The 23,962-nt window shown below is 38.0% G+C and carries 15 protein-coding genes; 10 read left to right on the top strand and 5 right to left on the bottom strand.

Going from position 1 to position 23,962, the window contains the following annotated elements; genetic code table 11:
- The first annotated feature begins 217 nt into the window (after positions 1 to 217).
- The 3 genes from ACFIL7_RS09450 (at position 218) to ACFIL7_RS09460 (ending at position 6,366) form a co-directional block, all read left to right on the top strand.
- Positions 218 to 1,057: a uracil-DNA glycosylase family protein gene (locus tag ACFIL7_RS09450; RefSeq protein WP_375634182.1), complete on the top strand. Its 840-nt coding sequence runs from the start codon at positions 218 to 220 to the stop codon at positions 1,055 to 1,057.
- A gap of 73 nt (positions 1,058 to 1,130) precedes the next feature.
- A complete protein-coding gene (gene pepN / locus ACFIL7_RS09455) occupies positions 1,131 to 3,758 on the top strand; it encodes an aminopeptidase N (protein WP_375683540.1) in 2,628 nt (875 codons plus the stop codon).
- A gap of 286 nt (positions 3,759 to 4,044) precedes the next feature.
- Positions 4,045 to 6,366, top strand: coding sequence for an ATP-binding protein (locus ACFIL7_RS09460; protein ID WP_375634187.1), 2,322 nt, complete (start codon positions 4,045 to 4,047; stop codon positions 6,364 to 6,366).
- On the opposite strand, the gene ACFIL7_RS09465 is transcribed toward ACFIL7_RS09460, so the two are convergent.
- The gene (locus ACFIL7_RS09465) at positions 6,363 to 6,887 is read right to left on the bottom strand and encodes a methylated-DNA--[protein]-cysteine S-methyltransferase (protein WP_375620707.1); all 525 of its coding nucleotides are present in this window, start codon (positions 6,885 to 6,887) and stop codon (positions 6,363 to 6,365) included. The two genes, ACFIL7_RS09460 and ACFIL7_RS09465, sit on opposite strands and share 4 nt — an antisense overlap.
- A 447-nt stretch (positions 6,888 to 7,334) precedes the next feature.
- On the opposite strand from ACFIL7_RS09465, the gene ACFIL7_RS09470 reads away from it, so the two are divergent.
- From ACFIL7_RS09470 to ACFIL7_RS09485, 4 genes are all read left to right on the top strand, one after another.
- Positions 7,335 to 7,535, top strand: a complete 201-nt coding sequence (locus tag ACFIL7_RS09470; RefSeq protein ID WP_375634312.1) for a hypothetical protein — start codon at positions 7,335 to 7,337, stop codon at positions 7,533 to 7,535.
- Between the two features lie 167 nt (positions 7,536 to 7,702).
- Positions 7,703 to 11,188 (top strand): carbamoyl-phosphate synthase large subunit, encoded by a 3,486-nt coding sequence (gene carB, locus ACFIL7_RS09475; RefSeq protein ID WP_375634189.1) that lies wholly within the window; start codon positions 7,703 to 7,705, stop codon positions 11,186 to 11,188.
- A 247-nt stretch (positions 11,189 to 11,435) separates the two neighbouring features.
- The gene (locus ACFIL7_RS09480) at positions 11,436 to 11,645 is read left to right on the top strand and encodes a cold-shock protein (RefSeq protein ID WP_012754908.1); all 210 of its coding nucleotides are present in this window, start codon (positions 11,436 to 11,438) and stop codon (positions 11,643 to 11,645) included.
- 321 nt (positions 11,646 to 11,966) lie between these two features.
- Positions 11,967 to 13,169, top strand: a complete 1,203-nt coding sequence (locus ACFIL7_RS09485) for a pyridoxal phosphate-dependent aminotransferase (protein WP_375634192.1) — start codon at positions 11,967 to 11,969, stop codon at positions 13,167 to 13,169.
- A gap of 1,060 nt (positions 13,170 to 14,229) precedes the next feature.
- On the opposite strand, the gene ACFIL7_RS09490 is transcribed toward ACFIL7_RS09485, so the two are convergent.
- Positions 14,230 to 15,135, bottom strand: coding sequence for a LysR family transcriptional regulator (locus ACFIL7_RS09490; protein ID WP_273791217.1), 906 nt, complete (start codon positions 15,133 to 15,135; stop codon positions 14,230 to 14,232).
- Between the two features lie 42 nt (positions 15,136 to 15,177).
- Complete coding sequence (gene trxB, locus ACFIL7_RS09495) at positions 15,178 to 16,134, bottom strand: thioredoxin-disulfide reductase (RefSeq protein ID WP_375634193.1); 957 nt, start codon at positions 16,132 to 16,134, stop codon at positions 15,178 to 15,180.
- A 310-nt stretch (positions 16,135 to 16,444) separates the two neighbouring features.
- Here trxB and ACFIL7_RS09500 point away from each other — a divergent pair, with 310 nt between their 5' ends.
- Entirely contained in the window at positions 16,445 to 17,839 is a 1,395-nt protein-coding gene (locus ACFIL7_RS09500) for a TrkH family potassium uptake protein (RefSeq protein WP_375634194.1), read from the top strand.
- A 1,202-nt stretch (positions 17,840 to 19,041) separates the two neighbouring features.
- On the opposite strand, the gene ACFIL7_RS09505 is transcribed toward ACFIL7_RS09500, so the two are convergent.
- The gene (locus ACFIL7_RS09505) at positions 19,042 to 20,100 is read right to left on the bottom strand and encodes a glycosyltransferase family 4 protein (protein WP_375642832.1); all 1,059 of its coding nucleotides are present in this window, start codon (positions 20,098 to 20,100) and stop codon (positions 19,042 to 19,044) included.
- A 17-nt stretch (positions 20,101 to 20,117) separates the two neighbouring features.
- Positions 20,118 to 20,591, bottom strand: a complete 474-nt coding sequence (greA, locus tag ACFIL7_RS09510) for a transcription elongation factor GreA (protein WP_007347010.1) — start codon at positions 20,589 to 20,591, stop codon at positions 20,118 to 20,120.
- 338 nt (positions 20,592 to 20,929) lie between these two features.
- Here greA and ACFIL7_RS09515 point away from each other — a divergent pair, with 338 nt between their 5' ends.
- Both ACFIL7_RS09515 and uvrB read left to right on the top strand, forming a co-directional pair.
- Positions 20,930 to 21,244, top strand: a complete 315-nt coding sequence (locus ACFIL7_RS09515) for an SH3 domain-containing protein (RefSeq protein WP_375612971.1) — start codon at positions 20,930 to 20,932, stop codon at positions 21,242 to 21,244.
- Positions 21,245 to 21,504: 260 nt separating this feature from the next.
- Positions 21,505 to 23,814, top strand: a complete 2,310-nt coding sequence (gene uvrB / locus ACFIL7_RS09520; RefSeq protein ID WP_375634198.1) for an excinuclease ABC subunit UvrB — start codon at positions 21,505 to 21,507, stop codon at positions 23,812 to 23,814.
- Positions 23,815 to 23,962 lie beyond the last annotated feature (148 nt).

The following is a 23,962-nucleotide window of genomic DNA, read 5'->3' on the forward strand; positions in this document are numbered from 1 at the left end:
TAGTCTGTTTAAAAAGTTAAAATAGCGCAATTTAAACAAATTATACATTTAAAGATGCATATAATCGCGAACACTCGCATTTTACGATTTGCCTTTTTTGTGAAAAGAGAGAAGCCTATCAGCGTTCTTATACATTAATGGCTAGCGAATACATTTAATAAAACTTGAAGGATAATTTTGTTTGATCTATAATCGCTAGATCATTAGAAAAAGTAAAATGTTAAATCAAACGCCTTGCTCAATTTCCTATGAAGAACTCTTAAACTTTTATAAAGAAAGTGGTGCGGATGCCGTTCTGACAGATTTTCCTATTGATCGTTTTAAGCAGTCTGCTTGTTCAGAGAGAAAATTAACGCCTGTTGTTAACATTTCTCATAATCAACAAGCATCTCCCAAAACATCTCCAACCGTAAAATTAGATCATCATCAGCTGCATAACTCTAGGACTATACAAAATGAATCCACAGCTATAGAGAGTGCAAAAAGTGCAAAGACACTTGATGAATTAAAATCTGCTCTCCTTGCATTTAATGGCTGTTCATTAAAATTGACAGCAAAAAATACCTGTTTTTCAGATGGAACAGCAGGAAGCCCCCTGATGCTTATAGGCGAAGCACCAGGACGAGACGAGGATATACAAGGAATTCCTTTTGTGGGAAAAGCTGGGATGTTGCTTAATAAAATCCTCGCATCAATTGGCTTAACAAGAAATAATGTTTACATTGCCAACACTATTCCTTGGCGTCCACCAGGAAATCGTACACCAACACCAAGAGAAGTTGCCTTGTGCCGCCCTTTTATTGAACGGCACATTTATTTAGCGCGTCCTCGTGTTCTTATAGCACTGGGAGGCGTTGCTGCACAGTTTCTTACTGGATCTCAAAATGGGATTATCCGAACAAGAGGGAAATGGCATATCTATGAAAGCGAGGATAATATAAAAATACCTGTTATGCCAACTTTCCACCCAGCTTACCTTCTTAGAACCCCTAGTCAAAAGAAGCTTACATGGATAGACTTCTTAGAAGTAAAAAATCGCCTCGACAGCCTTTTGTAATTCTTTAATCCTATATTGCTTCTAAAATTAACACACCCTTCTTTAACTCTTAAAATACAAATGGGAAAAAACTATGAAACAGCCAATAACATCTATTTATCGTTTGGAAGACTACCAACCAACCCCTTACGTTATCCCTAAAACACAACTTTCTTTCCAATTAGCACCGACAAAAACCTATGTTACAGCCATATTGTCTATTGAATCCCGTCACGATACAAAAGAATTAGCACCTCTTGTTCTTTCTGGTGATGATCTTACTTTAATTTCTGTTTCTATTAATGATGAGATATTAGCCCCAAACACTTATAAAGTGACGCCTTCACGTTTAGAAATTACAACGCCACCAACGGCTCCTTTTACATTGAAATTGGTTACGGAACTGAATCCTGAAAGCAACCGCCAACTTATGGGGCTTTATCTTTCAAATGGTGTTTATTGCTCACAATGCGAATCGGAAGGTTTTCGTCGTATTACTTATTTTTACGACCGCCCAGATGTTCTTTCTACCTATAGAGTGAAAATTGAAGCAGATACCCAAACAATCCCAATCTTGCTTTCAAATGGTAATCTGGTGGAAACAGGAACTTTAGAGAATAATCGCCATTTTGCCATTTGGGAAGATCCTTATCCCAAACCATCTTATCTCTTTGCTTTAGTAGGTGGAGATCTTGATAAGTTAGAAGACCATTTTACAACTGTATCTGGACGACGTATCGAGCTTGGTATCTATGTAGAAAAAGGAAAAACCGAACGCGCAACCTATGCAATGGATGCTCTTAAACGTTCCATGCGTTGGGATGAACAATGTTTCGGACGCGAATATGATCTTGATGTTTTCAATATTGTTGCTGTGTCCGACTTTAACATGGGAGCAATGGAAAACAAAGGCCTTAACGTTTTTAATGATAAATATGTTCTTGTCGATCCTGAAACAGCAACCGATCAGGATTATAGAAATGTTGAACGTGTCATTGCACATGAATATTTCCATAATTGGAGCGGTAATCGTGTTACCTGTCGCGATTGGTTTCAACTCTGTTTAAAAGAAGGATTCACTGTTTATCGTGATCAGGAATTTTCATCAGATCAAAATGTACGCAGCCTACAGCGAATTGAAAATGTAAAAGCATTAAAAGCGACGCAATTTGCAGAAGACGCAGGACCTCTTGCGCATCCTGTACGTCCTCGTCAATATAGCCAAATTAATAATTTTTACACCACAACTGTTTATGAAAAAGGTGCTGAAGTTGTTCGCATGATACGAACTATTTTAGGTCCTACTCTGTTTCGTAAAGGCACTGATCTTTATTTTCAACGTCATGATGGACAAGCTTGTACAATTGAAGATTTTATTACCTGTTTTGCTGAAGTGTCTGGTCAAGACTTCTCCCAATTCATGCTATGGTATGAACAAGCAGGAACACCCAATGTAGAAATCGATAGTCATTATAGCGATGGTGTTTTAACAATTCATACAAAGCAACATATTCCCGCAACCCCACAACAAAATACAAAAAAGCCTATGCTTATCCCTATCGTATTTGGCTTGTTAGGATCTAACGGAGAAAACCTCACCTATGAAGCAGATACAGATATTCAATCAAATGTTATGCTTTTATCCAAGGAAAGCCAAACGTTTACATTAAAGGGACTGCATGAAAAACCCGTTTTATCACTGCTGCGAGACTTTTCAGCACCAATCATTCTACACACTCCATTCAATGAAAGAGAACTTATTTTTCTTGCACAACATGATGACAATCACATCAATCGCTGGCAATCTCTTAATCATTTAATGACGCAAGCTTTGATTCACAGCATTCAAGATAAAACACAAGAAAAAGCAACACTCCCTTCTGCTTTGCTAAAGCTGATTGAAACGATCATAACAGATGAAACCTTAGAGCCTGAATTTCGTGCCTTCTGTTTAAATTTACCTAGTGAAGTTGAGCTTGCTCATACAATCGGTAAAAATATTGATCCAGATCGTATTCATTATGTCCGCCATCAGTTTTTAGCTTCACTTGCACAAACTCATCAAGAGCTCTTAACAAAATTCTATGGACAAATGCAAACCCAAGAGCCCTATTCACCAAACACAGCACAAGCTGGAAAGCGAGCATTAAAGAATATCATACTGGATTACCTTTCCATTGCTGAAGCCAATCCAAATCGAGCTGCTATACAGTATGCAACAGCTGATAATATGACTGACCGTATGGCGAGTATCGCTGTTCTCGTGAAGCGTTTTAATGAAAGTGAGCAGGCACAAAATGCCTTAAATGATTTTGAAAACCGCTATCAGCATGACCCTTTGGTCATGGATAAATGGTTTTCTATTCAAGCAATGGTTGCTGGCACATCAACACTCGAGAATGTTCAAAAGCTCATGCAACATCCGCTTTTTTCACAAAATAATCCTAATCGTGTACGTTCCCTAATCGGTGTTTTTGCCTCTAACAATCTCACGGGCTTTAATAGGATGGATGGAGCGTCTTATCATTTTCTTTGCCAAGTCATTTTGGAAATTGACAAAAAAAATCCACAGCTTGCTTCACGATTATTAACAATGATGCGCTCTTGGCGACAATTAGAACCTATTCGACAACAAAAACTTGAAACTGAATTAAAAATGATTGCTGCTGCGCCAAAATTATCAAGCGATGTTGCTGATATCATCAACCGTCTGCTCACTTGAAACAAAAAAATATTTTAAATCAATATGCTATAATATTTTTTAAAATAAATTCTATAAACTATTCGATCATCATTAAATCTATAAACAGGCAATCTAAGCCTGTTTATAGATCACGTTTAAAGTACTTTTTTCTTTTCATATTCCAAAATCATAAAAGTAAAATTATTTTTTTTAAAAAAAAGACTGGACAGAAGACTCCTGTTTTGATTCATTGCACTCGATGGGGTTACTATGAATATCGAAGCAGTTTTTAAATCACATTATTCCAGAATTAAAGGAACGCGAGATGGCTAAATTGGACGCATATAATGCGCCAAGGGAGGTGTATGCTGATTCAAAATCAAGCGCTCAAAGTCGCAAGAAGCGGACAGAGCGTACCAATCTATTTTCTGGTTCTGCCTATAAAAAACTTCTTTTTATTGAACCTTGGCTGCGACGTTCACTCCCATTTGTAATTCTTGCATTTCTTGTTATACTAGCAGCAATCCGTTTCCTATCAATCTATGATTGGCGCAACACAATTGATAAAAACACGCATTCTACCATCACTCTCTTAGCTTCTCATATTACCAATACAATCGACCGTGACTTACTTGCCGCCACTCGACAAGGAAAAGCTGCTGCTCTTTCTCATAATCATTTACAAAATATCCTAACCAATTTTCGTAACAAAGGTTTTATAAAAACCAGCGCTGTTATTGCTATTGTCGATCAAAAAGGCAATGTCCTAGCTTCATCAAGTTCCGAGATTGTCTTAGGAAAACCCTTACAGGATTTTACCTCTGAAAGCATTACTTTACAAGCTCTAGGAAAACATGCTGGAATCATGAAAATTACAATAGGAAAAGATATTCCTGCTCTTGCTTCCTTTCAGCAAACAGAAAATGGACAATATGGGGTATTCATCAGTAAAAAAATGCAACATATTTACATGGAATGGCGGAAAGCTCTCTCGTTAAATATAACCATGTTCATTGGAACTAGTGGCGTTATCCTCGCTCTTCTTTATGCTTATTATAACCAAATTGTACGAGCACGCAAAACAGATCTTGTTTCAGAAAAAATTCAAAACCGTATTGATATGGCAATGATGCGTGGACGCTGTGGACTATGGGATTGGAATATGGCAAGTGGACGCGTCTACTGGTCACGAGCAATGTACGAAATGCTCGGCTATGTCCCTCAAGATGCATTGCTCTCAATTTCCCAAATTAGCGCCATTATCAATCCAAATGATGCGAATTTTTTTGACCTTGCTCAGGAATTAATGAGCGGTAAAAAAAAGCATATCGATATTAACGTTCCTATGCGTCATGCTGATGGTCATTATGTATGGATGCGCATTCGTGCCGAAGTGACTGAAGAAGAAGAACCCCATTTGGTTGGTATTTCCTTCGATATTAGTGAACAGCAACAATTGGCTGAACAAACGGCGCAAGCCGACCTTCGTATCCGTGATGCGATTGAAAACATTTCAGAATCTTTCGTCTTGTGGGATGCTGAAGGACGTTTAGTCATGTCCAACAGCAAATTTTGCGAATATGCCGCTATTCCTAAACAAATTCTACAATCAGGTATCCAACGTGCAACCGTCGAAGCCATGGCACGCCCTGCACTCAGTGAATATCCCCTTAAAGATGATGGTACTGGTAACTTAACCAGTATTCGCCAAACGGCAGATGGTTGTTGGCTCAAAATTAACGAACGACGAACCCAAGATGGAGGATTGGTTTGTATTGGTACTGATATTTCTGAGCTTAAACAACAACAGGAAAAATTTGAAGACAGTGAAAGGCGTCTTTTTTCTTTCATTCAAGAACTCAAGCGCGCGCGAGGGAGTGCTCAACAACGCGCAACAGAAGTTGAAAAACTTAATAAAAGTTTGAAAGCAGAAAAAGAACGCGCCGAAAGTGCTAATAAGGCTAAATCAGAATTTTTAGCCAATATGTCTCATGAATTGCGCACGCCTCTGAATGCTATTCTTGGTTTTTCAGACATCATGTTGCAATCAACTTTTGGTCCTCTTGGTTCACAACGCTATAAGGAATATATGCATGATATTTACAATTCAGGAACCCATCTTCTAACCCTTATCAATGACATCCTTGATATGTCAAAAATCGAAGCAGGAAGATTTACGCTTGATTGTAAAAATACCGATCTTGAGCCCATCATTAGTGAAGCAGTACGAACATTAACGCCTCAAGCTCAAGAAAAAAATATTGTTGTTACAACAAACATTACCCCAGAACTTCATGCTGAAGTTGATGGTCGTGCAATGAAACAGATTTTCCTTAATCTCATCTCTAATGCCGTTAAATTTACGCCTTCTGGTGGAAATATTGATGTCTGCGCTTTCAAGAAAAAAAATAATCTTATTTTTAAAATTACAGATACAGGTGTTGGTATTCCCCAATCAGCAATTAAAAAACTTGGGCAACCTTTTGAACAAGTTGAAAATCAGCTTACTAAATCTCATACGGGCTCAGGTCTTGGCTTAGCCATTTCACGCTCCTTGCTAGAACTCCACAAAGGAAAACTTGAAATTACTTCAAAAGAAATGAAAGGAACAACTGTAACGATTATAATGCCCATCACACAAAGTTAAATTTCTCCATTTTGTTCTCGTTGTAGTAAAATCTGTTTCCGTTTGTCCCCCCAACGATACCCTGAAATAAAACCATTTTTACGCACAACACGATGACAAGGAATGATAACAGCCAATTCGTTACGTGCACAGGCATTAGCAACGGCACGAAAAGCTTTCGGCATACCAATACGGCACGCTAAGATCTCATAGGAAATTGTTTCACCACATGGTATATCACATAATACTGCCCATACTTGTCGTTGAAAAACTGTACCATTTATATCTAAGGGAAAATTATATTTTTTTACCAGCTTAGGTGTTTCTATCATGGCTATAATATGGGCAACTTCTCTCTTAAATGTATTGTCACCTACAACTTGTTGTGCATCACCAAAGCGTATCGTAAACTCCTGTAATAATTGCTCTATAGTGTCTCCTAACGCTATATGACAAATCCCTTTTTGAGACCTAGCCACCAAAAGCTTTCCTATTGATACATCTTTCAAACAGAATACTCTTGTTTGGGAAATGTTCAGCATTTTAGCCTTCTTTATATTTTAAATAAGTCTTGAACATCATCAATAAAGTAAAAGGAGAGTATTCACTATCTTTTAAAAACAAACAAAATCATTCTGAAATTATATCCTTAGCCATTGTATTAAAATACACTCTCACCCTTTTATGAAATGGAAAGATACATAGATTGACTGTCTTCCTACCCTAAAACAGAAACTTCGACCAGAGCCGATCTATCAACAATCTTGCTTTTTATATAACAGATTCCAACTGAAACCATTTTATATGGTTTATTTCATAAGCTCTCTACAGACAAATCCTGTCCTGAATTCTATCATACACTCTAACAAAAAACACCTTAATGTGGTAAATTTTCATACCTTATATCACAGCTCTAAACGGCAGTATTTTACGGAAAAACACGATAAGCTTCCCATTTCATTTTACGAAATCCCATCGAACCATAAATAATGGCTTATGTTTTACAAGCAACAGAAAAAGCGCGTGCTCTCTTAAGCAAAAAACGTCATAAAACACAAAATATGCCGGCAATGGATTGGAAAGATGTTCTGGCTTTTTATGCTCCACGTATGCTTGAATATTCTAATTTGTTGGAGCACTGTTATTATTTTTTTATCAAAGGTCATACTTTTGATAGACTGATGAGATGACTCAACTCAAAAAAGAAATTTATCTTCAATTTTATGAAAAAAAGCATGGAAAAGGTATTTTAATGCTTACTTTCTTTGTCACTTAACTTATAAAATGATTGTAGCCTCAGAACTGAAATATTTTGCCCGCAACAATCGCACATAGATATTTGTCATAGGAAAAAGTCATGCCCAAACGCACAGATATAAAATCTATTCTTATCATCGGAGCAGGACCTATTATCATTGGTCAGGCATGTGAATTTGATTATTCAGGCACTCAAGCCTGTAAAGCATTAAAAGAAGAAGGTTACCGAATTATTTTGGTAAATTCTAATCCTGCCACGATTATGACAGATCCAGATCTAGCTGATGCAACTTATATAGAGCCCATTACTCCTGAAATAGTTGCCAAAATTATTGCCCACGAGCGTCCCGATGCCCTTTTACCCACTATGGGAGGACAAACAGCCCTCAATACTGCTTTATCATTAAAGCGTATGGGTATTTTAGACCGCTATCATGTTGAAATGATAGGAGCCAATGCTGATGCTATTGATAAAGCTGAAGATCGTGCTTTATTCCGCCAAGCGATGGCAAAAATCGGTTTGGAAACGCCACGCTCTATGTTAGCCAATGCAACAGAACTGAAAGAAGAAAATCGCCAACAACACGCAAAAACGTGTGCTGAACTTAAAGCCAAGCTTTCTGGTGCTGCGCTTGACAAAGCACTCGAAGAACTTGAGCGCAACTGGCGACATACCGAAGCTGATCGCAAACAACATTATATCGCCCATGCAACAGCAAAAGCAGTTCAAGCTCTTGATGTTGTCGGGCTTCCAGCTATTATTCGTCCTTCATTTACCCTTGGTGGAACTGGTGGTGGAATTGCTTATAACCGCTCTGAATTCTATGAAATTATTGAACGTGGGCTTGAAGCTTCACCAACAACAGAAGTATTAATTGAAGAAAGTGTTTTAGGGTGGAAAGAATATGAGATGGAAGTTGTTCGTGATAAGAACGACAATTGTATCATCGTTTGTTCTATTGAAAACATTGATCCGATGGGGATTCATACCGGTGATTCGATCACTGTAGCACCTGCTCTCACCTTAACCGATAAAGAATATCAATGTATGCGTAATGCTTCGATTGCTGTTTTGCGTGAAATTGGTGTTGAAACGGGGGGATCCAATGTACAGTTTGCTGTCAATCCTGAAAATGGGCGCCTCATTGTTATTGAAATGAATCCGCGTGTTTCTCGCTCTTCAGCGCTTGCCTCAAAAGCAACGGGGTTTCCCATTGCTAAAGTAGCGGCTAAACTGGCTGTTGGTTATACACTTGATGAATTAAAAAATGATATCACGGGTGGTGCAACACCAGCATCATTTGAGCCTTCTATTGACTATATTGTGACAAAAATTCCTCGTTTTGCGTTCGAAAAATTTCCCGGTTCATCACCTGTCCTCACAACTGCGATGAAATCTGTAGGAGAAGTCATGGCAATTGGACGCACTTTTCAAGAATCGTTACAAAAAGCACTCCGTGGACTTGAAACAGAGCTTACGGGGCTTGATGAAATTGTGATTCCAGAGCATGCTGAAGGGGATGAAAAAAGTTCTATACGCTCCGCCATTGCCATACCAAGCCCTGATCGTCTACGCTATATTGCTCAAGCCATGCGCACAGGCTTACCCTTAAATGAGATTCACCAAATTAGCAAAATTGATCCGTGGTTTTTAGAACAAATAGCCTCCATCATTGAAATGGAACAGCGTATCCGCATTCATGGATTACCCCAAGACGCAGATAACTTACGTATGTTAAAAGCTATGGGCTTTTCAGATGCGCGATTAGCCTCCCTTACAGGGAAAGAACCCGATTATATCGCAGCTTTACGCAAATCACTGAATGTTAAACACGTCTTCAAACGGATTGATACTTGTGCCGCTGAATTTTCTTCTCCTACAGCCTATATGTATTCAACATATGAAGTTCCCTTTGCAGGTGTAGAGCACTCGGAAGCACACGTTTCTGAACGCAAAAAAATTGCTATTTTAGGCGGTGGACCAAACCGCATTGGGCAAGGTATTGAATTTGATTACTGTTGCTGCCACGCTGCTTTTGCACTGCGTGATGCAGGATTTGAAGCGATTATGATTAACTGTAATCCTGAAACAGTTTCAACCGACTATGATACCTCTGATCGCCTTTACTTTGAATCTTTAACAACAGAAGACGTTATCGCTATTTTAGAAGCAGAACAGGAAAAAGGAGATTTGGTTGGAGTCATCGTCCAATTTGGCGGACAAACACCCTTGAAATTGGCAAGCGCTCTAGAAAAACACAACATCCCCATCCTAGGTACTTCACCTGACGCTATCGACTTAGCAGAAGATAGAGATCGCTTTCAAAAACTGTTATTTAAACTTAATTTAACACAACCTCAAAATGGTATTGCCCACTCCATTGAACAAGCACGCCTCATTGCCCACGAACTAGGCTTTCCCTTGGTTGTACGTCCCTCTTATGTTTTAGGAGGACGTGCTATGCAAATTATCCGTGATGAACGTAGCTTACAAAATTATTTACTTGAGAGTGTCCCCGAATTAATTTCAGAAGATATCAAAGTCCGTTATCCTAACGACACAACAGGACAAATCAATATATTGCTTGGTAAAAATCCGCTTCTCTTTGATACCTATTTAACAGAAGCAATTGAAGTAGATGTTGATTGTCTATGTGATGGCAAAGAAACACTAATCGTTGGTATTATGGAACATATTGAAGAAGCTGGTATCCACTCTGGTGATTCAGCATGTTCTCTACCAGTCCATACGCTCTCAAATAAAATAGTTACTGAATTAGAGCGCCAAACCAAAGCATTAGCACAAGCACTTCATGTTCGCGGCTTAATGAATGTACAATATGCTATAAAAGATGACACCATTTATGTCTTAGAAGTCAATCCCCGTGCTTCACGTACTGTCCCATTTGTTGCAAAAACGATTGGTCGCCCTATTGCTAAAATGGCTGCACGTATTATGGCAGGAGAAACGCTTCATGATGCTCTTCAAGCTTATGGTGGATTACCTTCTTTGCAGAAAAAACAACATATTGCTGTCAAGGAAGCAGTATTTCCTTTTGCTCGTTTTTCAGGTGTTGATACACTTCTTGGTCCAGAAATGCGCTCAACCGGTGAAGTTATGGGTCTTGACTATGAATTTTCGCTTGCTTTTGCTAAAGCCCAACTTGGAGCTGGTGTAAAACTCCCTAAAGAGGGAACTTTGTTCGTTTCTGTAAGGGATGAAGATAAAAAACGCATCTTAAATCCTGTAAAACGTTTAACTGAGCTTGGCTTTTCTGTTGTCGCCACAAGTGGAACACAAAAATTTCTCACCGAACACCACGTTGAAGCAAAAAAAATCAACAAAGTTCTAGAGGGACACCCCCATATTGAAGATGCTATTCGTAATCGCCAAATTCAATTGATTTTTAATACAACTAGCACTGCCAGTGCCATCTCAGACTCAAAATCATTACGTTATGCAGCACTCATGCAAAATGTTCCCTATTATACAACAATATCTGGAGCCGAAGCCGTCGTAGAAGCGATCAAAGCACTCAAAAAAAGGCACCTTGAGGTACGTTCACTACAAAGTTATTTTAGTTGAATTTTTTTCTACTTAGCAAAATGTACACTGTTTTCTTATTTTTTCTTTATATAAAAATTGATTAAGACTTGCTTTTTGTTCTAAAAACTTTTATAGAGGTTTCATCGAATTTTCGGTTACGTGACTTTCTTTCCTGTGCAATCTGCACTTTCGACGAAACTTCTCCCACCTAATTTCGATCTACAACCGTATTGAAGGAATAAAAGCTTCAATGCTCAATATAATTATATATTCTAAGGAGTTTCCTATGTCTACAGGAACAGTTAAGTGGTTTAATACAACAAAAGGTTTCGGATTCATTCAGCCTAGTGATGGTAGTGCAGATGTATTTGTACACATTTCTGCCGTCGAGCGTTCAGGTCTAAACAGTCTTAATGAAGGGCAAAAAATCTCTTATGATGTTCTTCAAGATCGTCGTTCAGGAAAATTTGCCGCTGGTAACCTTGCAGCACTTTAAAGTTTAAATTCTGCAATATTTTATTTAGAAATCTTCGTCTGTAGAGACGAAGATTTTTTATTTTGTATAAAGCATTATTTTACCTTGTTAAAATAAAAGACTGTTTATCTCCTTTGCACAATTCATCAAACCTCTTTTATACTTCCTCAAAAACTTTCATAAAATCTACGAAGAGATTATCTTGTAAAATATCTCAAAAAAGAAGAATATAAAGCCCGTGTAAGAGTATTTTGGAAGTTTTTTATTGCATACAATATAATCTCTTATAGAATATCCTTAAAGCAATAACCATTTGTTGATATAATATAAGGATTTAAAATTATGGCTTTTATTGCCGACAAACTGTCTCGTATCAAACCTTCTGCAACAATTGCTGCTTCTCAAAAGGCCCGTCATTTAAAAGCATTAGGGCGCAATGTTATTGCTTTAAGTGCTGGAGAGCCAGACTTTGATACCCCAGACAACATCAAAAACGCGGCTATTGAAGCTATTCGAAGGGGAAAAACAAAATACCCTCCCATATCTGGAATTCCAGAATTGCGCCAAGCAATTTCTGCAAAGTTTAAAAGAGAAAATAACCTTCTTTATCAACCAGAACAAATTATTGTTGGTACTGGTGGAAAACAAATTCTCTTTAATGCATTCATGGCAACTTTGAATAAAGGAGATGAGGTCATCATTCCATCCCCTTATTGGGTTAGTTATCCAGAAATGGTCGCACTCAACGATGGTACGCCTGTCTTTTTAGAAACAAAAGCCGAATTTTCTTATAAACTCCAACCACAAGAGCTAGAAGCTGCCATTACCCCCAAAACCAAATGGTTCATCTTTAACTCTCCTTCAAATCCATCAGGTGCCGCTTATACACATAATGAATTGAAAAAACTCACAGATGTTTTAGTAAAATATCCTCATGTTTATATCCTTTCCGATGATATATATGAACATCTCACATATGAGGGTTTTACCTTTGTGACTCCAGCTCAAGTAGAACCAGCGCTTTATGAGCGTACACTCACAATGAATGGTGTTTCTAAAGCCTATGCGATGACGGGATGGAGAATCGGTTATGCAGGCGGACCACAAGAATTAATTAAAGCCATGGATACCATTCAAGGACAGCAAACATCTGGAACAAGTGTCATTTCACAATGGGCTGCGGTTGAAGCACTCAACGGGCCACAAGACTTTATTGCTAAAAATAAAAATATTTTTCAAGCACGCCGTGATCTCGTTGTCTCCATGCTAAATCAAGCTCCTGGCATTCACTGTCCAACGCCTGAGGGTGCTTTTTATGTTTATCCTTCTTGCACCGGACTTATTGGAAAGAAAACACCCAATGGTCAACGTATTACGAATGATGAAGACTTTGCCATAGCGCTTCTAGAAACAGAAGCTGTTGCTGTCGTCCAAGGATCTGCTTTTGGACTTGGATCAGCTTTTCGTATTTCTTATGCAACATCAGAAGAATTACTTGAAAAAGCTTGTATACGTATACAGCGTTTTTGCAACAGTTTAATTTAAAATTTTTAATATCATCTCTTGTGATTGTTTTTTGCCGAATGTTAGTATATCCGAGAAAATATCTGAAACTGTGTCATGGTCTAAATCTATCGATTCAGCAAAAATATCTATGAATAAACACAAAAATAGATGCTGTAGATAAAGATCAAAAAAATTTAGCTATCAAATAAATGAATCGGTCTATTATCATAAGAGATGACAAGCCTATTCTACTTTCTCCATTCAATTTATAACTCTAAAAAAGACCGAGCACTTTTAAACACAATTGCCCTTATAATCAAAGGCCCTTACAATAAAATCTCTTCTATTTCTCAGCTTCTTCTTCGTCCTAAAACGAAGAAGAAGCCACCTCCCATCGTTGTGTAAACAATCCAGTTTCCTTTAAGTTCTATTTAATAACTACTTGATTTACTTCATAGGCTTTATGAACAAGACCTGCCTTAAATATTCACCTCACATTCTAATAAAAAGCACTTCATGTATAAGGTTTTAAATATTTTATATCACGCCCCTAAAAGACAGACTTTTACAGTACAATAGAATACCCCCTCTCAAACTCCTCATTGAATTTTAGTATTCTTAAAAAATTGTTGGATATCCACCAGTTTCGAAATTTTTTCTTTATCATCTTCCCATATATTGCAATTTCTAGGGACTCTTTCAAAAATTAAAAAAAAGCCGGACATATGTCCGGCAAATTTGGAAAATCCTCAGAGATAAAATCAATCTGATAGATCTTCGTAAGGGAACACTCAAGAAAACGAAACTGGGAGGCAACATAATCAAGAGATAATATTCTATGTCATTTTATAAGGAAAAGCACAACAAAGACTTAAGCGTATCTGCTATGCAATAAACACATAGCTTTAAATTTGTCTCCATCATGTACCACTCTCTTTAATTAAATAGTAAAAATGTTAACTACACCATCACACGATTGTCCATTTTTCAATATATAATAACCCTCATGGTTGCTAGTATTCATAAAAAACATTTATCCCTCTTTTCAAAAATATTTACCCGCACAGCTAATTATTCCTTATAAATTAAGATATTAATATTAAAAAGACCACTGGCGAGCTTTTAAAAAAATATAATCTCGAAAAGCATTTAACCTTGCCAAATTCTTTAAATTATAAGGATAACAAAAAAAAGTATCAAAAGAAGGAATATCAACCATATCAGGAAAAAGACGCACTAAATGCTCATCATTATTGACGATATAATCAGGAAGCACAGCAATCCCAAGATCACGCATAAGCGCATTCTTTATTGAGATGATATTGTTGATTTGTAAAACTGAAACGCGCAATGATCCATCACTTCTACCAGCCTTTTCCAACCAATTTAAACCAGACAAATAAGGTGGAACAGGTTCACCGAACGAAATAATACGATGCTCATCGAGATCAGACAATTTTTCCGGCTTTCCATAATTTGCAATATACTTTTCCGAAGCATAAACATGCATATGAATTGTAAAGAGTTTTCTTTGTATAAGATCAGGTTGTTTGGGTTGATGCAAGCGAACAGCACAGTCCGCATGACACATTGTCAAATCAAGCTCTTCATCGGAAAGCAAAAGCTGAACCTGCATATCAGGATAAAGACTAAGAAATTCTGGCATACGCTCTGCAATCCACCCTGCCCCCATTCCAAAGGTCGAGGTCACACGCAAGTGCCCCGTTGGTTTTGCATAGCTTTCACTTAATTGCAAACGCACACTTTCAAGCTTCATCAAAACATCATGAGCTGTACGATAAAGAGTTTCTCCCTGTTCTGTAAGAATCAAACCACGCGCATGACGTTGAAATAAGGATACCCCAACCTCTTGTTCTAAAGCCGAAACCTGTCGTGAAACGGCTGATTGAGATAAATGAAGTTTTTGAGCAGCATGCGTAAAAGATCCCGCTTCTGCTGCAGCGTGAAAAACCCTTAACTTATCCCAATCCAACGGTGGCGCCACAATTAATTCTACCTCTATATTCTCTATGTTCTCAATGAGTGACTAACGCTTGGGTATATCCAAAAACCGTTCTGCTTCCAACGCTGCCATACATCCTCTTCCCGCAGCTGTTACAGCTTGGCGGAATGTTTCATCTGTCACATCCCCAGCAGCAAAAACACCAGCAATGCTTGTTGCTGTTGAGTCCGGTGCTGTCCATAAATAGCCGCCTCGTTTTTGTTTCAGCTGTCCTTCAAACAGAGAAACAGTAGGATCATGCCCAATGGCAATAAATATGCCCTCTGCATTCACTTTCATCTCGTGACCTGTCTTAACATTTTTCAGACGTGCCCCTGTTACAACAGCGCCCATTGAATCTTGAGCTGGCAGCCCCACAATTTCTTCAACCACATGATCCCAAAGAACACGTACATTATTACAAGCCAGCAACCTATCTTGCAAAATTTTTTCTGCCCGAAACTGCCCCCGCCTGTGAACCACGCTTACACTTTTAGCCAAATGCGATAAATAAAGTGCTTCTTCAACAGCCGTATTTCCTCCTCCCACGACAATAACGTCCTTATCACGATAAAAAAAGCCATCACATGTAGCACAAGCAGAAACACCTCCGCCCATAAAGGTCTGTTCACTTTCTAAACCAAGCCAGCGCGCTTGAGCTCCTGTTGCAATAATCAGTGCATCACAAGAATATTGTGTTCCTGAATCCCCATATAAGACAAAAGGATACTTCAACAAATCAGCCTTTATAATTGTATCATAGACAATTTTTGTCCCCATATTCTCAGCTTGTTTCGCCATTTGTTCCATCAACCATGGTCCTTGAATGGGATCTGCAAAACCTGGATAATTCTCAACATCAGTTGTAATTGTCAATTGCCCCCCCTGCTGCAAGCCCGTCACCAAAACAGGCTTAAGCATTGCTCTTGCTGCATAGATCGCCGCTGTATAACCAGCCGGACCTGAGCCAATAATCAGCAGACGAATATGCGATTGTACCATTAAATCCCCTTCACTTTATTATAACTTAATTATTCTATAAATGATAACGGAATGCAGCCTTTTAAAAAAATATTTTTCAAGAGCCCTAATTATGTTATGTATACTTCTTTTCAAGTTTTATGAAAAGGTCTGATTACTAATTCATCAAGGCACGCTAATGTTAAGAATTAATCCTTATCCTATAAAGAGAAAAATGTAACTTCTTATGAGCACAAAACCATAATAAAAAGAGATACAAAGATAGGGAACGATCATTTTTCAATTTATTATCAATGTCTGTGCACGTTTTGCCTTAATCATGGGAGGAGCAATGCTTTTGCCAATTTTTGTGGATTTGCACGACAACAATCGTAATTGGATAAGCTTTCTCTATTCTTGTGCCATAACCACCATGTTAGCAACGCTGATTCTTCTAGCAACTAAGGGAGCTACTTGTCGTTTTTCAGCACGGCTTGGCTTTATGCTCACTGTTTGTCTTTGGCTTACAGGAAGCATCGTAGGTGCCTTACCTCTTTATCTTTCTCCTCTTCCCATTTCTCTAGCAGGAGCCATTTTTGAATCTGTTTCTGGAATTACAACAACAGGCTCCACAGTCCTTTCTGATCTTGATAATTTATCGCGAAGTATTTTATTATGGCGTTCTCTTATATGCTGGATTGGGGGCATTGGTTTTATCGGTTTAGCCCTCTTAATTTTGCCTTCACTGCGTGTGGGTGGCGTGCGGCTTTTTCATATGGAATCATCTGATAAATCTGAAAAAATATTGCCTCGCATCAACCAAATTGCTAACGGAATTATCATCGCTTATGTTGGGTTAACATTGGCTTGTATGCTTTCTTATTTTGCTGCAGGCATGAATTTATTTGATGCCATTAACCATGCAATGAGTACAGTAGCAACAGCTGGTTTTTCAACGCATGATGCTTCTTTTGGCTATTTTTCTGATACACCAGCCATCTTAATTATTTCAACAATCTTCATGTTGCTTTCTGCTCTACCCTTCGTACTTTATGTTAAATTAGTCCTTCCTGGACACTCCAAACGCTTCCTTGACCCACAAGTGATTGTTTTTCTCCATATCGTTCTCCTTTTCAGCTTTGCTTTAGCGGCATGGCTACGGTTTTATGATCATCGCGCGTTCTACTTGATTTTTCTTGATGTCATTTTTCACCTTTCATCCATTATTAGCACCACCGGTTACAGCGCTGAAGATTATCAACTTTGGGGAGCGTTTGCGCTTGGAATTTTCTTTATTGTTTCTTTTACAGGCGGATGTGCTGGTTCTACTTCTGGTGGCATGAAAATCAATCGCCTCATTATTCTTTGGCGTATTACACAAACAAATATAGAAAAACTTCTTTCTCCTAATGTCGTTGTAAAAGCGCGCTACGATCACTCAAATATATCAAATGATGTTGCTCAAGCCGTTTTGTTTTTTGTCTGTCTTTATATGTTTTGCCTTGTTATCGGCACTGCACTTTTGCTTACAACCGGTCTTGACTTTACCTCTGCCTTTACGGGGGTCTTAACCGCACTTTCAAATGTTGGTCCAGGCTTTGGAGATATTATTGGCCCTACTGGTAATTTCTCTACAATCAACGATCATGCTTTATGGATTTTAAGTTTTCTAATGTTAGCTGGACGCCTTGAAATCATAACAATATTCGTCCTTTTTATTCCCGCTTTCTGGCGTGAACAATTCTAATGTATAGAGTATTTTATGCTACCATGATAAAAAATTGACAAGATAAAAAGGCGAGAACAGTATGCGTCATAATATTCACTCCTCACCCAATCTACTGAAGATTTCCTAAAATTTCATACAAAACATCATATCAATGATATAAAAATAATTCAACAAAAACAATCAAATACCGATATTCTCAAAGCCATAACATATAAAACTTCACTTTATTGATCTTCTTTATCAAATAAAGTGGACGCATAGAACATTCTTTTTTACGAATAATCTCTCATGCAAAAATATGAACATTTGCTGATAAAAGTGTTTTTCTTTTTAATAGAGTTACACCCTTATAGAAAATAAAATGCTATTATATTACGAACTCACAAGCTTGTAAAAAACATCTCACAATACTCATCACCCCCATTTCACGACAGCCCTTATGAAAGATATAAAATGGGCACCATCATTTTTACTTAAATAATAATAAGGTGCAAGTCGCTACTACAAAATAAGATATAAATTAGTACCACCATATTATTTTCTTTCTGCTAATATCGTAACAGCCTGCATTTCAGACAATTTATAAGAAATCTCTTTACACCCTGTCTTCAATAGTTTTTATCCACCACATGCCTTCTTCCAATTGTGATGTGCAAGAAGATAGCTCTCATTAATTTAATATCAACAGATTTTACATGAGAAAATCTTACGGTACTCAAAGCTCTTATTCAAATTGAAAAGGTAATTTATCTATAAAAATCATATATATTGATCTTAAATCCATCTTATTATGAATTTATTGAAAATATGTACGACTATTTTATTCATGGAGATACCATCATTATCTTTTTAAGACAAGAAAACGTTTTTTTGCTATCTATTTAAGTCTTACAAAACGAACAATATCAGTACGACACCGTATAAGATAGTGCATAAATCCCCAGACTTGAGTTAAAGCATTATTTTCTTATTATAAAATATCAATGAATAAAAGTAGCTTCCCTCTCTCCTAGTATGCTTTATCATAAACTACATCGCTCTCAAGCGTATACATTTTTAATCTTTTATCCAAAATTTTGAGAACTTCTTATAGCATTCTACTAAAGACATATAAATTTTGTAAAATAACATTTATATCATTGAGCTGTTTTCTTGATGACTATGAAAAACCTTTAAGAAAAATACTTTTATCATCCCTCAAGAAGATTTTTGATATCATATCAAAGTGTTTTTTCTGCAAACAGTTCTTTGTAGACACGCCCAATCTCCGCTGTCTCCTTTTCCAAAGGAAAGTGCGTACGAACATGGGTTAAAGCTTTCTTTCCGGCTGCCAATGTTTTTTCTACATCAGCAAAATAAGGTTCAATTGCTGCCGTTAAAGCCGCTCCATCTCCTGCTTTTACAACTGTTCCTGTCGCTTCTACAACCAATTCTTTATAAGCTCCTGCATCACTCGTTACAACCGCAACCTGTGATGCCATTGCTTCTAATGGTGTTAAACCGAAACCTTCTGTACGAGAGGGTGCAACATAAAGTGTTAAACGACGGTACCATAAAGGGATGTCCAGAATCTCACCAAGAAAAATAATGCGATCATCCAGACCAGCCTTAGCAATCTTTTGGCGTAATTCTTTTTCAAAATGATAATATTGCTCTGTCGTACGACCAGCGATAAGTGCTGTCCATTCAGGATAGTCAGGCAATAATGCTATCATGGCATCAACAAATAAATCTGTTCCCTTTGAGTAGCGCAGACGCCCAAAACATCCTACCGCATATTTTCCTGGAAATCCTGTCGAAGAAAAGCAATCATCAAGAGTGTGTGGTGGAGTAAAACGCCTCACATCCACCCCATGCATAATAACCTTATGAGGCACTTCTAAATAGACGCCCGTACGTGTACTGGTAGCGATAACCCTATCCATACAGCGAATCAACCATTTGGTAAAAGGCTTATGATGACGTTGTGAAGCCGATGTGAAGATAAGTTTCAGCTTCATTCGCAAAACATCGCGCAAAAAAATCCCGCAAAGCATCTCAATATTGCGTCGTGCATGCCAAATACGAAATGGCTTCCCTTTCGGACTTTTCCAAAGTCCGAAAAGGTCCCTAAAGGCAAGAGTTGGCAAAGTTCGTGGTAAACCAAACCCCAAAGTGGATATACGCACACCTTGTTCGCGTTGCAGTGGAATAAGCTGAATAATCGTAGATGTTACTCCCGATAAACGCCTTTTCAAGTGAGGCGCAATAATCTCAGTTTCGTCCAAAGATACACGCATAATAATCCATATGTTATTTAGATGTACTGAACCTTAATGATCTCGTAATTATGCGCACCACCTGGTGCATTCACCTCAATCACATCACCTTCTTGCTTGCCAATAAGTGCACGTGCGATAGGCGAAGAAATAGAGATTTTACCAACCTTTACATCAGCTTCTTGATCTCCTACGATCTGATACACTTTTTTTTCTTCAGTGTCCTCATCCAAGAGTTTAATGGTTGCGCCAAATTTTATTTTGTCACCTGAAAGACGCGAGACATCTATAACTTCTGCTCGTGCGATATAATCTTCAAGCTCATTTATACGCCCCTCATTATGACTTTGCGCTTCTTTAGCTGCATGATACTCAGCATTTTCAGATAAATCACCATGCGCACGCGCCTCAGAAATTGCTTCAATAATTCGCGGACGCTCCTGTTGTTGACGCCAACGCAACTCTTCTTTAAGACTCTCAAAACCAGCTGTAGTCATCGGAACTTTTTCCATAATCCGTCCCTTTCTATTACACGGAAGGTTTAATAAAAATACAAAAAACGGCTTCCAAAATTACTTTTGGAATCCGAAAACTACGATCTTTTTTATTATATAGTACAGTATCGCTGTTTTCCATACAAAAATAAATAAAGGAAACAAAACATGCACAAATAGTGATTAAAACATCTCATTTTGGTGTTTAAAACGTTAAACTTCACTCTTCTCTTTAAAGTATCCTAAAGAAGAAAGAATTGTATTTTTTTCTGTTTTATCATAATCTAGTAAAAGAAATTATATGGAATATGAAGAGAGAAGGATAGAAAATCTCTAAAGAAATTCTTTACAGAAAAATGAAAAAAATCGTCATTTTTTTTATGTTTGGCTCTTTCTTTTTAGCCACAACAATATCAGAGGCAGCAGATGCTTTTGTTACGAGAAATCTTAATTTTAGAACAGGTCCCAGCACTCAGTATGCACTTTGCGGCTTAATCTCTGCTGGAGAATTAGTTTTTGTTAAAAACTGTGAAGGAAATTGGTGCCATATCCGATATAACACTCAAATAGGTTGGGTGTCATCTCGTTATCTTTCATTTAAAGATGGAAATGATCTTTATCACACATATACAATGTCTTTAATGCCCAAACGTACCGATTATTCTCCATAACAGCCATAATAACTTATGCCCTCTTGAATATCATTATGGTAAAAATGCAATAGTGTTCACGAACAACCACAAATATGCTCCCTCCAAAGAAATACTTCGAAGAAGTTGTCTCATAGAAAAAACTTGATCAATATCCTAATGAAGGCTCCAATAAACCAAAACAAATCTGTTCAATAACGTTTTGCTGTTGTCGTAATGAAATTGTAAAAATTAGTATTTTCTTTAAAATCACCAGCACTTTTCTATCAAAGGATACAACAATGAAAAATGGTGTTACTGCAACAGTAGAAGCTCTTTCTGCTCTTATTGCTTCAGGCAATCCTCTTTTTAAGAATGGTGCATTATGGACACCTCACCGCCCTATTCGTCCTGAAAAATCTGAAGGTGGCATTCCATTTCAACTCGAAACATCTTTTAAACCAGCGGGGGATCAACCTCAAGCCATTAAAACTCTGGTTGAGGGAATTCAAAAAAATGAACGTACACAAGTGCTTTTGGGTGTTACCGGCTCAGGAAAAACCTATACAATGGCCAATATCATTGAAAAAACACAGCGTCCAGCTTTAATATTAGCTCCCAATAAAACTCTAGCAGCGCAGCTTTATGGGGAATTTAAAAGTTTTTTTCCCCATAATGCCGTCGAATATTTTGTTTCCTATTATGACTATTATCAGCCAGAAGCCTACGTTGCACGCTCTGATACCTATATTGAAAAAGAATCCTCAATTAATGAACAAATCGACCGTATGCGCCATGCTGCAACACGTGCTGTCTTAGAGCGTGATGACGTCATTATTGTCGCATCTGTATCCTGTATCTACGGGATTGGTTCAGTAGAAACTTATACTGCTATGACCTTCCAAATAGCAAAAGGGGACAAACTCAATCAACGAAAACTCTTGGCTGATTTAGTCTCTCAACAGTATTATCGACAAGATATCAATTTCATTCGTGGTTCCTTTCGTGTTCGAGGGGATACAATCGAAATTTTCCCTGCCCACCTCGAAGATCGTGCTTGGCGTATTTCGCTCTTTGGTGATGAAGTGGAAACAATTACAGAATTTGATCCTCTAACGGGTCAAAAAACAGGCGATCTTCAATCGATTAAAATTTATGCCAACTCACACTACGTAACACCACGCCCAACACTTAACCAAGCGATGAAATCGATCAAAATGGAACTCGTTCAACGCCTCGATGAATTAAATGCGGCTGGACGTCTTTTAGAAGCACAACGTTTAGAACAACGTACAATTTTTGATTTAGAAATGTTGGAAACTACCGGCTCATGCTCTGGAATCGAGAATTATTCACGCTTTTTAACGGGACGAAAACCCGGAGAACCACCACCAACCTTGTTCGAATACATTCCAAATAATGCTCTTGTTTTTATCGATGAAAGCCACGTAACCATTCCCCAAATTGGTGGCATGTACCGAGGTGACTTTCGTAGAAAAGCAACCTTAGCAGAATATGGTTTTCGCCTCCCTTCTTGTATGGATAACCGTCCTTTACGCTTTGAAGAATGGGATGCTATGCGCCCACAAACGATTGCTGTCTCCGCAACACCTGGACGGTGGGAAATAGAACAATCTCACGGCACTTTTGCAGAACAAGTTATTCGCCCCACAGGGCTTGTTGACCCACCAACAGAGGTTCGTCCAGCCAAAAATCAAGTCGATGATGTTGTGAATGAAATTCGTAAAACAATTCAAAAAGGCTACCGTACATTGGTGACAGTTCTCACAAAGCGTATGGCCGAAGACTTAACTGAATATCTCCACGAACAAGACATTCGTGTACGCTATATGCATTCTGACATTGATACATTAGAGCGCATTGAAATTCTACGCGATCTTCGGCTTGGCACCTTTGATGTCCTCATCGGTATTAACTTGCTCCGAGAAGGCTTAGATATTCCAGAATGTGGTTTTGTTGCCATTCTAGATGCCGATAAAGAGGGCTTTTTGCGCTCTGAAACTTCCCTCATACAAACAATCGGACGTGCTGCACGTAACGTAGATGGCCGTGTTGTCCTCTATGCAGATACGATCACTGGTTCCATAGAACGAGCCTTACAGGAGACACAAAGACGTCGACAAAAACAAATAGCCTATAATGAAGAACACCATATCACACCGAAAAGTATCAAAAAAAATATCGGAGATATTCTTAATTCAGGCTATGAAACCAACCATATTCATACAAATATCCCTGATGTCATCGAGAAAAAAAATATGGTTGGCAACAATTTAGCATCTCATATTAAACACCTCGAAAAATTAATGCATGAAGCAGCTGCTGATCTTAATTTTGAAGAAGCAGCACACCTTCGCGATGAAATCAAACAATTACAAAAGATAGAACTAGAACTCGCGGAAAATCCCTTAACACATCATAGCGAACAATCCACCCATGAGCGCGTATTACAACCAAGTCTTTTCTCCAAACCAGACCTTGCACACATGGGACCAACCATGGACACTGGTATTTTGGAAAATCAAAAAGGAAAATCTCGTAAAAACACCCCTAATCAAGCAACAATAAAACGAAAAAAACGCAATCAATGAAGGAGCAAAAAATTTCAAACCGCATAAAATAATCTTCAGCTCTTCTAAAAAAAGACGAAAGCTCAAAAGCAAACAGCGTTATCCGAAAAATAGACAACCTCCAACATCAAGGGTGCTTCAATTTGTCTAAAACAACATGAGAGAGAAC

This window comes from Bartonella sp. AP3QHHD (assembly GCF_042195765.1).
GTDB lineage: Bacteria > Pseudomonadota > Alphaproteobacteria > Rhizobiales > Rhizobiaceae > Bartonella.